Here is a 13,076-nt window from a genome sequence, read left to right as displayed (position 1 = left end):
CGCCACCGCCGCCACGCCCGGCGGGCGCGGCAGCCCGACGGTAAGCCCCATGCCCGAGACCTTCCTGTTCTACGACCTCGAAACCTTCGGCCAGGACCCGCGCCGCACCCGCATCGCGCAGTTCGCCGCGGTGCGTACCGACGCGCAGCTGCAGGTGGTGGAGGAACCGGCGAGCTTCTTCGTCAGGCCGGCCGACGACCTGCTGCCCTCGCCGGTCGCCACCCTGATCACCGGCATCACCCCGCAGCGTGCATTGGCCGAGGGCGTGAGCGAGGCCGAGGCATTCGCGCGCATCAACGAACTGATGGCGCGCCCGCAGACCTGCACGCTGGGCTACAACACCCTGCGCTTCGACGACGAGTTCGTCCGCCACGGCCTGTTCCGCAACTTCTTCGACCCCTATGAGCGCGAGTGGCGCGGCGGCAATTCGCGCTGGGACCTGCTGGACATGCTGCGGCTGGTACACGCGCTGCGCCCCGACGGCATCCACTGGCCACGGCGCGAGGACGGCGCCACCTCGTTCAAGCTGGAACATCTGGCGCTCGCCAACGGCGTGCGCCAGGGCGATGCGCACGAGGCGCTGTCCGACGTGTACGCCACCATCGGCATGGCCCGCGCGTTCCGCCGCGCGCAGCCGCGCATGTGGGACTACGCGCTGAAGCTGCGCGACAAGCGCTTCGTCGCCGGCCTGCTGGACGTGGTGGCGATGCAGCCGGCGCTGCACATCTCGATGCGCTACCCCGCCAGCCGCCTGTGCGCGGCGCCGGTGCTGCCGCTGGCCACTCACCCGCACATCGGCAACCGGGTGATCGTGTTCGACCTGGACGCCGATCCGCAGATGCTGCTCGACCTGTCGGTGGAGGAGATCACGCAGCGGCTGTACACCCGCACCGCCGACCTGCCCGAGGGCCAGCAGCGCATTCCGCTCAAGGAAGTGCACCTGAACAAGGTGCCGGCACTGGTGGCCTGGAACCATCTGCGCGCGCCCGATTTCGAGCGGCTGGGCATCGACCCGGCGGCGACCGAGGTGCGCGCCGCGCAGCTGCGCGCGCATGGCCCGGCGCTGGCCGAGAAGGTGCGCCGGGTATTCGCCCGCGAGCGCCCGGCCGAGGGCCCGCCCGATCCCGATGGCGCGCTGTACGACGGCTTCCTGGCCGAGGGTGACCGCGCGCAGCTGGCGCGCGTGCGCGCCTGCCCGCCCGAGGCGCTGGCGCAGATGGCCGCCAGCTTCCGCGACCCGCGCCTGCCGGAGCTGTTGTTCCGCTATCGCGCGCGCAACCACCCGCAGACCCTGGACCCCGGCGAGCGCACGCGCTGGAACCGCTATCGCCGCCAGCGCCTGCTGGACAGCCCCGGGCTCGGCGAACAGACCCTGCCCGATTACTTCGCGCAGGTGCTTACCCTGCGCACCGAACACCACGACAACCCCGCCGCGCTGGCCCTGCTCGATGCACTGGACCAGTGGGGCCAGAACCTGCAGCAATCGCTATGAGCCGATACTTCAGCGACGCCAGTTTCACCTTCCTGCGCGGGCTCGCCCGCCACAACGAGAAGCCGTGGTTCGCCGAGCACAAGCACGAGTACGAGGAGCACGTGCGGCAGCCGTTCCTGCGCCTGATCGCCGACCTGCAGCCGGACCTGGCGCAGGTCAGCACGCATTTCCGCGCCGACCCGCGCACCGTCGGCGGCTCGCTGTTCCGCATCTACCGCGACTCGCGCTTCTCCAGCGACAAGACGCCGTACAAGACCTGGCAGGGGGCGCGCCTGTTCCACGAGCGCCGCAAGCAGGTGCCGGCGCCGTCGTATTACATCCACCTGGCACCGGGCGAGAGCTTCGTGGGTGCCGGCATCTGGCACCCGGAGCCGGATACGCAGCGCCGCATCCGCCAGTTCATCTTCGACAACCCCGGCAGCTGGAGCGCCGCCGCGCACGCGCCGGCCACGCGCCGCCGCTATGCATTCGAGACCAGCGAGAAACTGGTGCGCGCGCCGCGTGGCTTTCCCGCCGATTTCGCGTTCATCGACGACCTCAAGCACCGCAACTGGGTGCTGTGGCGCCCGCTGGACGACACGGTGATGACCGGCCCGCGCCTGCGCCAGACCCTCGCCGCCGACCTCGCCGCGCTGGGGCCGTTCGTCGACTACCTGTGCGCGGCGCTGGACCTGGAGTTCTGACCGCGCACCGGGATTCACGCCACGCCGGTGGATTTGCGGCACCCTAGCGGGCAACGCCCGACGGAGCCGCCGCCATGGCCGCCATCCATCACCAGCTCTGGATCGACGCACCACTGGCCACCGTGCATGCCGGCCTGGCCACCGCACGCGGATTGGGGTACTGGTGGGTCGCCCATACCGCCAGCGTGATCGACGGCGATGCCGTGCTCAGCCACAACCCCGGGCCGGCGCATGGCGTGGTCGCCATGAAGGTGCTGGAAACCTCGGCGCACTGCGTGCGCTGGGAGGTGATCAGCCGGCACCCGGCACAGAGCCCCGCCTCGGCCTGGACCGGCACCGAGATCCGCTTCGAGCTGTCGCGCCGCGCCAGCCCCGGCGCGTGGCGCGGCCTGCCGCATGAGGGCGAACCGATGACCGTACTCGAGTTCCGCCATCTGGGCTGGGATCCGGACAGCGAGTTCCTGGGCTTCTGCAGCCAGGCCTGGGCCGAGACCCTGGTGCTGCTGCGGCGCTGGGCCGAGTCCCACCCCGACCTGCCGGCCTGAGCCACGGAGCCCGCTGATGAAGAAGTGGCTGCTGGCAACCCTCGCCCTGCTGCTGGTGCTGCTCGCCGGCTACGTGGCCGCCGGGCCCTGGCTGGCGATCCATGGCATCTCCGAGGCGATCGCACAGCGCGACGCCGCGCGGCTTGCCCGTCATGTCGATTTCCCCGCGCTGCGGATCAACCTCAAGGCGCAACTCGACGACCAGCTGGTGCGGCGCGCCGGCAGCGACATGCAGTCCAGCCTGCTCGGCGCCATGGCGCTGGGCGTCGCCGGTCGCCTGAGCGGCGCCGCGGTGGACGTGATGGTCACCCCCGCCGGGGTTGCCGCCCTGCTGCAGGGACACGGGGTGTGGAAGCGCGCCACCGGCGACACCGCCGACGGCGACACCTGGGGCCCACCGGCGCCGGCGCGTCCGCTGCAGGGCGCACGCGGGCATTACGAATCGCTGTCGCGCTTCACCGCCACCCGGCAGCTGGAGGGCGGCGGCCGCGTGGTCTTCGTGCTGTCCCGCCAGGGGCTGCGCTGGCGCCTGACCGACATCACCCTGCCGCTGGACGCACCTGGCTGAGGACGCTGCCACCGACCCGACAGGTGCCGGCCGGACGTCGCCTCCAGGGCCCCGCAACGGCATCACGGCAGGCCGATATCCGCAGCGCACGGCGTCGGCCGCACTCGCCACCAGAGCGGTGCCTGCCGGAAACGGCATACTCCGTGAAGCCGGCCGGGTCGCCAGGTGATAGCATGGCCATGCAGGCACTGCCTGCCCCGCGCGTTCCGCGCAGCCGCCCAGGCAGTTGCCCGCTCCGCTCCCTTTCCTGCGTCATCCGCCCGGTACCGCCGGACGGCCGCTCAACGGGAGTCTCCATGACCACGCATTCCACTTTCCACACACCGGCACCCGGCCGGCCCGGCAGCGGCGTCGCCGCCGATCCGCGCGGGCAGGCGCCGGCATTGCCCGCGGCGCCTGCCGGCCCCGACGGAGACCGGGTCTGAAGCCCTCAGCCGGTCAAGCGGCTGCCGCGATCCACTGCACGTCCTGCGATGCGGTGTGCTGCCGACAGACCGTGGTACTGGGCGGCGAGGACGACGTGCCGGCCCACCTGACCACCCGGGTCCACGGCCTGCGGGTCATGGCCCGCGACCCCGAAGGCTGGTGCGTGGCGGTGGACGGGCAGCGGATGAACTGCCGGATCCATGCAAGCCGGCCGGCGGTCTGCAGAACCTTCGTCATGGGCGGCGCCTGCTGCCGCTCGCTGCGCGCGGCCTACGCGCACGGCGGAAGCCGCACCATCGAATCCACACTGGCCTGAGGAAAGCTCATGAGCACGCCCCGCAAATCCAGCTCCACCGCGCCGAGGAAAACGACGTCGGCCTTCGCCGGCCCAGCCTCGTCGGGGCCATTGACCCGCGAACGCATCGCCGAGGACCTGGCCGCGTTCGACCGTGCCGGCGGAAAGATAGAAACGCTCGGCAACACCCCGTTGCGCGGCAAGCCAGAAAGCCCGAAGCCGTCCGGCCGCGGCGCCAAGCCAGCGGTTGCCACCCCCGCGCCGGAAAAGGCCTGACCTCCCCTCCCCCAACGGAAGACGACGACCGTGGCCAAGATCAACTACTCATACGAGAAACGCCAGCGCGAGCTGGCCAAGAAAAAGCAGAAAGACGAGAAGCTCGCCAGGAAGCGCGCGTCCAACGCAAACCAGGCGACCGATACGCCCGACCCGCCGACGTCCGCGTCCTGATCGCCCTGGCCACGCCCGTGCAGCGGGCGTGCAGCCGCAACCGCGCATGGCGCCCGGCAGGGAAGCGCCAGATGCCCTGAAACCGCAACGCAGCGGCCGCGCCCCTGCATTGCCACCGCTGCCCGTGCCCGCGCGACCTGCGCCTGCCTGCGGGTCGCCCCGCAGACCATGCACGGCACCCTCGCCCACGCGCCTGCCTTGCGCGAAAGCGCCGGGGCTGCGCGGTATCCGTGGCGCACCGGGGCCCAACGAAAAAGCCCGGCGCGAGGCCGGGCTTCCTGATCAGGGCGATCGCCGATCGGTCAGACCACGCGGACCTGGTCGGCCTGCATGCCCTTCTGGCCCTTCACCGCCACGTAGGTGACCTTCTGGCCTTCCTGCAGCGACTTGAAGCCGGACGATTCGATCGAACGGAAGTGGACGAACAGGTCTTCACCGCCGCCGTCCTGGGTGATGAAGCCAAAACCCTTGGCGTCGTTGAACCACTTCACGGTACCGGTCTGGGACTGGGACATTTCAATACTCCTTGTTGCGGATGGGCGCCGCGGACTGCGGCAGGACGCTGATTCCAAGGAGAATTGAGAAGCGGGTGCAACAATGTAGAAGGCAACCTCTACAGCATCGGGCCACGATTCAAGGTGACCCTTGTCATTCAGCACGGCCACGGTAGAGGCTTGGCGCGCGTAAAGCAAATCCGGCGCCGGCCGCGGTTCAGGCTGCGGCCTGTGGCCGGCGCTGCATGGCCACAGCCGCCGGCACCGGGCAAGGCGCCGGAGACACACGACTCAGTGCTGCGCGACCCGCCCCCATGCCTGCGCAAGGCGCTGGAAACCGGCGTGCAACTGTCGGCGTGCGCCCCACGGCAACGCCGACAGTGCGACGCCCACCGGCGCCGGATGCGGCGCGCCGTTCCAGGCGATCGCGACCTTGTTGCTCATGCCCGGCTCGTCCAGCTTCAGCACGCGGCCGTCGAAACTGCGCCGCAGCCGCGTCAGGTGACCGCGGGTATCGGTGTCGTACAGATTGCTGGCCATGACCCCGTCCGCCCCCAGCGCCGCGTGGCAATCGTCGTAGAACGCCTGGGTGGACAGCGCCGCGGGAATGCCCTGCGCGTCGTAGGCATCGAGCAGCAGCAGGTCGAAGCGGCCGCGATGGCGGCGCAGCCAGCGCGCGCCATCGATGCACTCCACCCGCAGCCGCGCATCGTCGGCCGGAATGCGGAACGCATCGCGCAGGGCGATCACCGTGGCGTCGCTCTCGGCCACCTCGATGCATGCCTGCGGCAAATAGCGGTGGCAGAACTTGGCCTGCGCGCCGCCACCGAGCCCGATGATGCCGATATGCCGCGGCGCCGGGTGCAGCCACAGCGCGGCGAGCATGCTGCGGGTGTAACCCACCTGCAGGCGCTGCGGGAACCAGCGCGACATCCGGGTCTGGGTGACATCGCCCCGGAACTGCAGTTCCACGTGCCGCCAGGTCCGCCGGACGTAAGCGCCTCCGCCGCCGCTCATCCGCCGCGGTCGGCGTTGGCGATGCCGTGCGGCACGTGGCCGGCGGCGACGCTGTGGTGCTGGCGCGCGCTGTCGATGTTGTGCTGCGAGTCGTCGAAGAAGATGTCGGCGCCGAATGCTTCCAGGAACGGCCCCTTGTGGCGGCCACCGAGGAACAACGCCTCGTCCAGGCGCACGCCCCACTCGCGCAGGGTACGGATCACCCGCTCATGCGCCGGCGCCGAGCGCGCGGTGACCAGCGCGGTGCGGATCGGCGCCTCCTCGCCGGCCGGGAACGCGGCCTGCAACGCGTGCAGGGCCGACAGGAAACTGCGGAACGGCCCGCCGCTGAGCGGTGCATGCGCGTGCTCGCGCTCGTGCCGGCCGAAGGCTTCCACCCCGTGCTCGCGGGAAATGCGCTCGCCCTCGTCACCGAAGATCACCGCGTCGCCATCGAAGGCAATGCGCAGCTGCGTCGGCGGCCGCCCGGTATCGGTGGCCGCCGCGGCCGCCGAGACCTCGCCGGGGCCGCGCGGCAGGATGGTGGCGGCGGCGATGCCATGCACCAGCGCACGCCGCACCGATTCCGGGTTGGCCGACAGGAACAGGTCGGTACCGAACGGCTTGACGTACGGCCAGGTCGGCTCGCCGGCGGTGAAGGTCGCGCGCACGATGCCCAGCCCGTAGTGCTGGATGGAATTGAAGATGCGCAGGCCGGTGTCGGCCGAGTTGCGCGAGAGCAGGATCACCTCCACCCGCGGCGTCTCCAGCGGCGCGCCCTCGTTCAGCGCCAGCAGCTTGCGCACCACCGGGAAGGCCACGCCCGGCTTGAGCACGTCGTCCTCGTGCTCGCGCTGGTAAGCGGCGTAGGCCTCCACGCCCTCGCGCTCGAACAGCGCATGCCCTTCCTCCAGGTCGAACAGCGCCCGCGAGGTCACCGCCACCGTCAACAGCCTGGGAGTGTTGTCACCCATGTTCCTGATCCATTGCCTTGCCGTTTCCGGCGTTGTTGCCGCGCACCCGCTCAGAACATGAACTGCTCGCTGAGGATGCGTTCTTCCAGATTGTGCTCGGGGTCGAACAGCAGCGTCACCTGGCGTTCGCGCGACTCGCGGATGGTGACCTCCACCACGTCGCGGGTCTCGTGCGAATCGGCGGTGACGCTGACCGGCCGCTTGTAGGGGTCGAGTACGCGGAAGCGCACTTCGGTCTCGGCCTTGAGGATGGCCCCGCGCCAGCGCCGCGGCCGGTACGGCGCCAGCGGCGTCAACGCGATGGTGTTCGAACCCAGCGGCAGGATCGGCCCGTGCGCCGAGTAATTGTAGGCGGTGCTGCCGGCCGGCGTGGAGACCAGCACGCCGTCGCAGATCAGCTCCTCCACGCGCTGCTGGCCGTTGAGGTCGATGCCGATGTGCGCCGCCTGCCGCGTCTGCCGTAGCATCGACACGTCGTTGTAGGCGAGCGAACCGACCGTGGTGCCGGACTCGGTGCGCGCGATCATCTCCAGCGGACGCAGGTGCGCCGGCTCCGCCTGCGACAGGCGGTGCAGCAGGTCGTCGTCGCGATGGTGGTTCATCAGGAAGCCGACCGTGCCCAGCTTCATGCCGAACACCGGCTTGCCCATGCTGCCGAAGCGGTGCAGCGTCTGCAGCATGAAGCCGTCGCCGCCCAGCGGGCAGAGCACGTCGGCCGCCTCCGGGGCGTGGTCGCCGTAACGCGCGGCCAAGCGTTCACGGGCCTGCTGCGCGGCGTCGGTGGTGCTGGCGAGAAAGGCGATGCGGGGGGACATGGCCATCGTCGGTTGCGGTGGGGATTACCGAGGATAACCCGCAATCGCCAACCCTGCCTTTGCCGGCAGCCGGGAGCCGGAAAGCACCGCGGCCAGGGCCGCTCCTGCCGCAACAGCCGTTGCTTCTGCAGGAGCGACCCTGGCCGCGATGTTCATATCCGGCAGGGGCCGACCAACGGTCGGCACCCCTCTGTCAACGCTCTGGCGCAAAGCCCCCTTTGTCAAGGAGGCACGGCGACAGCCGCGGGGACAGGCAGACCCAGAGCGGTGCCAAAAGTTCGCGCCGCGGACTTCTGGGTCGGGCCGGTAAAACCGGCCCGACCACGGGGTCAGACCCCGTGCGCCGCCAGCTGGCCCAGGCGCTGCACCGCGACCGACACGGTCGGGTAGTCCAGCGTCTTCTGCTCGGCCAGTTCGGCCAGCATCGCCAGGGTGAAGCGCAGGCTGCTGTCGTCGCGGCCCAGCCACGCGGCGACCTTGGCCTCGGCGCTGCCGCCCTTCATCGACAGCACCTGGCCGGCCAGGTTGCGCTGGTGCGCAGCCAGTTCGTCGCGCAGCACGCCACGGGCGACCGCGTGCCAGCGGCCATTGACCTCCAGCGCGTCGATCTGCTCGAACAGCCACGGCATCTGCAGGGCTTCGCCCAGGCGGAAGTGGACCTTGGACACGTCCACCGGCTTGAGCTTGCGGGTGCGGGCCAGTTCGATGATGTCGAACGCCGGCTCCAGGAACTGCAGCTCGGACAGCTGCTGCGCCAGCGCCGCCGGCAGGCCCTTCTCCTTCCACTGCCTGACGCTGGCCTCGTAGGCCGGGCGCTGCGAATCCGGCAGCACGCCCGAGGCGACGCGGATGTCGTTGAACGGCCCCTGGTAGCGCTCGACCGCGGCGGTGATGCCCGGCATCGCGCCCGGACGGTTCAGCAGCCAGCGCACGAACGAACGCTGCAGCTTCCAGATCACTTCCAGGGCATCGACCTGCACGGCCTCGGGCAGGGTGCCGTCGAGCGCGTCGATCTGGGTCCACAGCGCGCGCGCGTCCAGCGTCTCGCGGCTGATGGTGTAGGCCTTGGCGACCTCGGCCACGCTGCGGCCGGTGTCTTCCTGCATGCGCATCAGGAAGGTGGCGCCCATGCGGTTGATGGTCTGGTTGGTCACCGCGGTGGCGATGATCTCGCGCTTCAGGCGGTGGCCGTTCATCGCGTCGGCGTACTTCTTCTGCAGCGGCTGCGGGAAGTAGCGCAGCAGCTCCTTGGACAGGTACGGGTCCTCCGGGATGTCCGATTCCAGCAGTTGCTGGAAGGCGACGATCTTGGAGTAGGACAGCAGCACCGCCAGCTCCGGACGGGTCAGGCCCTGGCCACGCACCTTGCGCGCGGACAGTTCGGCATCGGACGGCAGGAACTCGATCTGGCGATCGAGCAGGCCCTGCTGCTCCAGCGTGCGGATGAAGTGCTGCTTGGAACCCAGGCGCTTGACGCTCATCCGCTCCATCAGGCTGATGGCCTGGTTCTGGCGGTAGTTGTCCATCAGCACCAGCCCGGCGACTTCGTCGGTCATCGACGCCAGCAGCTTGTTGCGCTGTTCGACGGTGAGCTTCTTGGCGCGCACCACGTCGTTGAGCAGGATCTTGATGTTGACCTCGTGGTCGGACGTATCAACGCCGGCGGAGTTGTCGATGAAGTCGGTGTTGAGCAGCACGCCGTTGTGCGCGGCCTCGATGCGGCCGAGCTGGGTCATGCCCAGGTTGCCGCCCTCGCCCACGATCTTGCAGCGCAGCTCGCCACCGTTGACGCGCAGACCGTTGTTGGCGCGGTCGCCGACATCGGCGTTGCTCTCGCTGGCCGACTTCACGTAGGTGCCGATGCCGCCGTTCCACACCAGGTCCACCGGCGCCTTGAGCGCGGCGTTGATCAGCTCGGTCGGGGTCATCGACTTGATGCCGGCGTCGATGCCCAGCGCCTCGCGCACCTGCGGGGTGATCTCGATCGACTTGAGCGAGCGCGGATACACGCCGCCGCCCTTGCTGATCAGCTTGGCGTCATAGTCCGCCCAGCTCGAACGCGGCACCTTGAACATGCGCGCGCGCTCCTTGAAGGAGGTCGCGGCCACCGGGTTCGGGTCGAGGAAGATGTGGCGGTGGTCGAACGCGCACACCAGGCGGATGTGCTCGGACAGCAGCATGCCGTTGCCGAACACGTCGCCGGACATGTCGCCGATGCCGACCACGGTGAAGTCCTGCTTCTGGCAATCGCGGCCCAGCGCGCGGAAGTGGCGCTTGACCGACTCCCACGCACCACGCGCGGTGATGCCCATGCCCTTGTGGTCGTAACCCACCGAGCCACCCGAGGCGAAGGCGTCGTCCAGCCAGAAGCCATGCGCGCGGGCGATGCCGTTGGCGGTGTCGGAGAACGTCGCGGTGCCCTTGTCGGCGGCGACCACCAGGTACGGGTCGTCCTGGTCGTGGCGCACCACGCCCTGCGGCGGCACGATCTTGTTGCCGACGATGTTGTCGGTGATGTCCAGCAGGCCGTTGATGAAGCGCTTGTAGCAGGCCACGCCCTCGGCGAACCAGGCGTCACGGTCCAGCGCCGGGTCCGGCAGCTGCTTGGCGTAGAAACCGCCCTTGGAGCCGACCGGCACGATCACCGTGTTCTTCACCATCTGCGCCTTGACCAGGCCCAGCACCTCGGTGCGGAAATCCTCGCGGCGGTCGGACCAGCGCAGGCCGCCACGGGCCACCGGGCCGAAGCGCAGGTGGGTGCCCTCCACGCGCGGGCCGCACACGAAGATCTCGCGGTACGGGCGCGGCTTGGGCAGGTCCGGCACCTTGGCGGCGTCGAACTTGAAGCTGATGTAGTCGGCCGGGCCGCCGTCGGCACGCAGGCCGTCCTTGCGCGGCATGTAGTAGCTGGTGCGCAGCGTGGCCTGGATCACGCCGATGAAGCTGCGCAGGATGCGGTCTTCGTCCAGGCTGGACACGCCGTCCAGCAGCTTGACTAGGGTGTCGTGCACCAGCGCCATGCGCGCATCGCGGTTGCCGCCACGCGCCTTGACCACGCCCTCGAGCAGCTTGATGGTGGCGGCATCGCCGCCGGCCAGCGCCTTGAACTGCGCCAGCTGCGCGTCGGCGGTGGCCTTGTCGGCGGCCGGCGCCGGGTCGAAGCGGGCTTCGAACAGCTCCACGATCAGCCGCGCCAGCAGCGGGTAGCGGTTGAAGGTGCCTTCGACGTAGGCCTGCGAGAACGGCACGCCGATCTGCAGCAGGTACTTGCAGTAGCCGCGCAGCATCGACACCTGGCGCCAGTCCAGGCCGGTGGCCAGCACCAGGCGGTTGAAGCCGTCGTTCTCGGCCTCGCCGTGCCACACCCGGGCAAAGGCCTCGGCGAAGGCGGCGCTGGCGGCGGCCGCGTCGATCGCGCCGACGGTCGATTCGACCTCGAAGTCCTGCACGTAGACCGGCGCGTCGTCCACCATCAGCCGGTACGGGCGCTCGGCGATCACGCGCAGGCCCATGTTCTCCATCATCGGCAGCACGTCGGACAGCGGGATGTCCTTGAGCTGGCGGTACAGCTTCATGCGCAGGCCGTCGCCGCCGTCACGGTGGATGGCCTGCAGGCTCAGGCGCAGGTCGTCCGGGCCGGTGAGCGCATCGAGCTGGGCCACGTCGGCGGCGGCGATCTCGGCGCTGGAGTCCTCGATGTAGCCGGCCGGCAGCGCCTTGCCGATGCGCGAGGCGATGCGCAGGCCCTCGCCTTCGCCGTGGCGCGCGACCAGCGCCTCGCGCAGGTCGTCCTGCCAGTTGCGCAGCACGTGGGCCAGGCGCTTCTCCAGGCCCTCGGTGTCCAGATCCAGGCTCTGCCCGGCCTTGGGGCGCACGATCAGGTGCACCTGGGCCAGCGGCGAATCGCCCAGCACCACGCTCGAATCCACGTACTCACCCTGCAGCGCCTCGCGCAGCAGGCCCTCGATGCGCAGGCGCACGTCAGTATTGAAGCGTTCGCGCGGCAGGAACACCAGTGCGGAAATGAAACGACTGAACTTGTCGCGGCGCAGGAACAGGCGGCTGCGCACGCGCTCCTGCAGCCCCAGCACGCCCATCGCGGTACGGAACAGTTCGTCCTCGCTGGACTGGAACAGCTCCTCGCGCGGCAGCGACTCGAGGATGTGGCGCAGCGCCTTGCCACTGTGGCTGGACGGGCTCAGGCCCGAACGCTTCATCACGTTCTCATAGCGCTGGCGCACCAGCGGGATTTCCCACGGACGGCGGTTGTAGGCGCTGGAGGTGAACAGGCCGAGGAAGCGCTGTTCGCCGACGATGCGGCCCTTGGCGTCGAATTCCAGCACGCCGATGTAGTCCATGTAGCCGCCGCGGTGGATCCGCGAGCGGGCGTTGGTCTTGGTCAGGATCAGCGCGTCGGTCAGGCCGCTGGTGGTGTTCAGGCCCTGCGCGGCCAGCCCCTTGACCGGGCGCGCCACCGAGGTGTCCTTGCCGCGCATCAGGCCCAGGCCGGTGCCGTTCTGGGCGGCCAGCACGTCCTCGCGGCCCTGCTTCTCCACCTTGTACTCACGGTAGCCGAAGAAAGTGAAATGGTTGTCCGCGGCCCAGCGCAGGAACTCCTGCGCCTCGTGGCGCGACTCATCGCTCACCGGCAGGGTGCGCTGGCCCAGGTCTTCGGCCAGGGCCAGCGCCTTGTCGCGCATCGGCTCCCAGTCCTTGACGATGGCACGCACGTCCTCCAGCGCTTCGCCCACGCGCTTGGCCACCGCGTCCATGGCCTCGGCCGGCTGGCGGTCGATCTCCAGCAGCATCACCGACTCCAGCGGGCCGTCGCCGACGCTGGTCAGCTTGCCGGACTTGTCGCGGCCCAGCGCGATCACCGGGTGGCCCAGCACGTGCACGCCGACGCCCATGTCGGCCAGCGCCAGCGAAACGGTGTCCACCAGGAACGGCATGTCGTCATTGACGATCTGCAGCACGGTGTGGGCGGTTTCCCAGCCATCGGTCTTCAGGCCCGGATTGAACACGCGGACGTTGGCCTTGCCCGGCTTGCGCACGCGGGCGAACTCCAGCATGCCGGCGGCCAGCGCCGCCCAGTCCTCGGCACGGTGCGCGCCGAACTCATCCGCTTCCATGCGCTTGTAGAAGGCCGAAGCGAAGGCGACCGCCTGGGCCTGGGCCGCGGCGGGGTAACGCTTGCGCAAGGCCGCAAAAACCGGCTCCAGGGACAGGCCGGCCTCGGAAACACTCTGCTTGGCAGCCGGTTGGGATTTCGTTTTTGCGGACTTGGCAGCGTTGTTTTGCGATTTCATGGTTGAGCTTTCAGTGGGCTCCTGGGGAG

12 protein-coding genes are annotated in these 13,076 nt (G+C 69.8%); 7 read left to right on the top strand and 5 right to left on the bottom strand.

Features of this window, described 5'->3' with window-relative positions:
• The first annotated feature begins 49 nt into the window (after positions 1–49).
• From sbcB to MKP15_RS04705, 7 genes are all read left to right on the top strand, one after another.
• On the top strand, positions 50–1,492 hold the full coding sequence (gene sbcB / locus MKP15_RS04735; protein ID WP_240211957.1) for an exodeoxyribonuclease I: 1,443 nt from the start codon (positions 50–52) through the stop codon (positions 1,490–1,492).
• The gene (locus tag MKP15_RS04730) at positions 1,489–2,175 is read left to right on the top strand and encodes a DUF2461 domain-containing protein (protein ID WP_104939053.1); all 687 of its coding nucleotides are present in this window, start codon (positions 1,489–1,491) and stop codon (positions 2,173–2,175) included. The genes sbcB and MKP15_RS04730 overlap by 4 nt, the downstream gene beginning before the upstream one ends.
• A 74-nt stretch (positions 2,176–2,249) precedes the next feature.
• Positions 2,250–2,720: a hypothetical protein gene (locus tag MKP15_RS04725; RefSeq protein ID WP_240211956.1), complete on the top strand. Its 471-nt coding sequence runs from the start codon at positions 2,250–2,252 to the stop codon at positions 2,718–2,720.
• A 16-nt stretch (positions 2,721–2,736) separates the two neighbouring features.
• Positions 2,737–3,288, top strand: coding sequence for a DUF2939 domain-containing protein (locus MKP15_RS04720; protein ID WP_240211955.1), 552 nt, complete (start codon positions 2,737–2,739; stop codon positions 3,286–3,288).
• A gap of 421 nt (positions 3,289–3,709) precedes the next feature.
• Positions 3,710–4,030, top strand: coding sequence for a YkgJ family cysteine cluster protein (locus MKP15_RS04715; protein ID WP_275692487.1), 321 nt, complete (start codon positions 3,710–3,712; stop codon positions 4,028–4,030).
• A 9-nt stretch (positions 4,031–4,039) separates the two neighbouring features.
• Positions 4,040–4,285: a hypothetical protein gene (locus MKP15_RS04710; protein ID WP_161614060.1), complete on the top strand. Its 246-nt coding sequence runs from the start codon at positions 4,040–4,042 to the stop codon at positions 4,283–4,285.
• Between the two features lie 30 nt (positions 4,286–4,315).
• Positions 4,316–4,459, top strand: coding sequence for a hypothetical protein (locus tag MKP15_RS04705; protein ID WP_199776709.1), 144 nt, complete (start codon positions 4,316–4,318; stop codon positions 4,457–4,459).
• A 302-nt stretch (positions 4,460–4,761) separates the two neighbouring features.
• On the opposite strand, the gene MKP15_RS04700 is transcribed toward MKP15_RS04705, so the two are convergent.
• The 5 genes from MKP15_RS04700 to MKP15_RS04680 all read right to left on the bottom strand — a co-directional run bounded on the left by MKP15_RS04700 (position 4,762) and on the right by MKP15_RS04680 (position 13,047).
• A complete protein-coding gene (locus tag MKP15_RS04700; protein WP_054666511.1) occupies positions 4,762–4,974 on the bottom strand; it encodes a cold-shock protein in 213 nt (70 codons plus the stop codon).
• Positions 4,975–5,244: 270 nt separating this feature from the next.
• Positions 5,245–5,925: a transferase gene (locus MKP15_RS04695; protein ID WP_240211953.1), complete on the bottom strand. Its 681-nt coding sequence runs from the start codon at positions 5,923–5,925 to the stop codon at positions 5,245–5,247.
• Between the two features lie 41 nt (positions 5,926–5,966).
• Positions 5,967–6,923 carry a 5'-nucleotidase gene (locus MKP15_RS04690; RefSeq protein WP_104939057.1) on the bottom strand — a complete coding sequence of 319 codons (957 nt, stop codon included), beginning with the start codon at positions 6,921–6,923 and terminating at the stop codon, positions 5,967–5,969.
• A gap of 50 nt (positions 6,924–6,973) precedes the next feature.
• Positions 6,974–7,744 (bottom strand): NAD kinase, encoded by a 771-nt coding sequence (locus MKP15_RS04685; protein ID WP_161614058.1) that lies wholly within the window; start codon positions 7,742–7,744, stop codon positions 6,974–6,976.
• Positions 7,745–8,067: 323 nt separating this feature from the next.
• The gene (locus tag MKP15_RS04680) at positions 8,068–13,047 is read right to left on the bottom strand and encodes an NAD-glutamate dehydrogenase domain-containing protein (protein ID WP_240211952.1); all 4,980 of its coding nucleotides are present in this window, start codon (positions 13,045–13,047) and stop codon (positions 8,068–8,070) included.
• Between the last annotated feature and the right edge of the window lie 29 nt (positions 13,048–13,076).

Source organism: Stenotrophomonas sp. Y6, from assembly GCF_022436665.1.
Lineage (GTDB): Bacteria > Pseudomonadota > Gammaproteobacteria > Xanthomonadales > Xanthomonadaceae > Stenotrophomonas > Stenotrophomonas acidaminiphila_A.
The sequence above is the reverse complement of the archived record's forward strand: the minus strand, read 5'-3'. Positions and strand labels throughout refer to the sequence as shown.

What these genes read in the sequence shown, in the direction of transcription:
- MKP15_RS04680 (WP_240211952.1), bottom strand. Translation starts at nt 13,047, where the DNA reads ATGAAATCGCAAAACAACGCTGCCAAGTCCGCAAAAACGAAATCCCAA.
- MKP15_RS04710 (WP_161614060.1), top strand. Translation starts at nt 4,040, where the DNA reads ATGAGCACGCCCCGCAAATCCAGCTCCACCGCGCCGAGGAAAACGACG.
- MKP15_RS04690 (WP_104939057.1), bottom strand. Translation starts at nt 6,923, where the DNA reads ATGGGTGACAACACTCCCAGGCTGTTGACGGTGGCGGTGACCTCGCGG.
- MKP15_RS04700 (WP_054666511.1), bottom strand. Translation starts at nt 4,974, where the DNA reads ATGTCCCAGTCCCAGACCGGTACCGTGAAGTGGTTCAACGACGCCAAG.
- sbcB (WP_240211957.1), top strand. Translation starts at nt 50, where the DNA reads ATGCCCGAGACCTTCCTGTTCTACGACCTCGAAACCTTCGGCCAGGAC.
- MKP15_RS04685 (WP_161614058.1), bottom strand. Translation starts at nt 7,744, where the DNA reads ATGGCCATGTCCCCCCGCATCGCCTTTCTCGCCAGCACCACCGACGCC.
- MKP15_RS04725 (WP_240211956.1), top strand. Translation starts at nt 2,250, where the DNA reads ATGGCCGCCATCCATCACCAGCTCTGGATCGACGCACCACTGGCCACC.
- MKP15_RS04730 (WP_104939053.1), top strand. Translation starts at nt 1,489, where the DNA reads ATGAGCCGATACTTCAGCGACGCCAGTTTCACCTTCCTGCGCGGGCTC.
- MKP15_RS04720 (WP_240211955.1), top strand. Translation starts at nt 2,737, where the DNA reads ATGAAGAAGTGGCTGCTGGCAACCCTCGCCCTGCTGCTGGTGCTGCTC.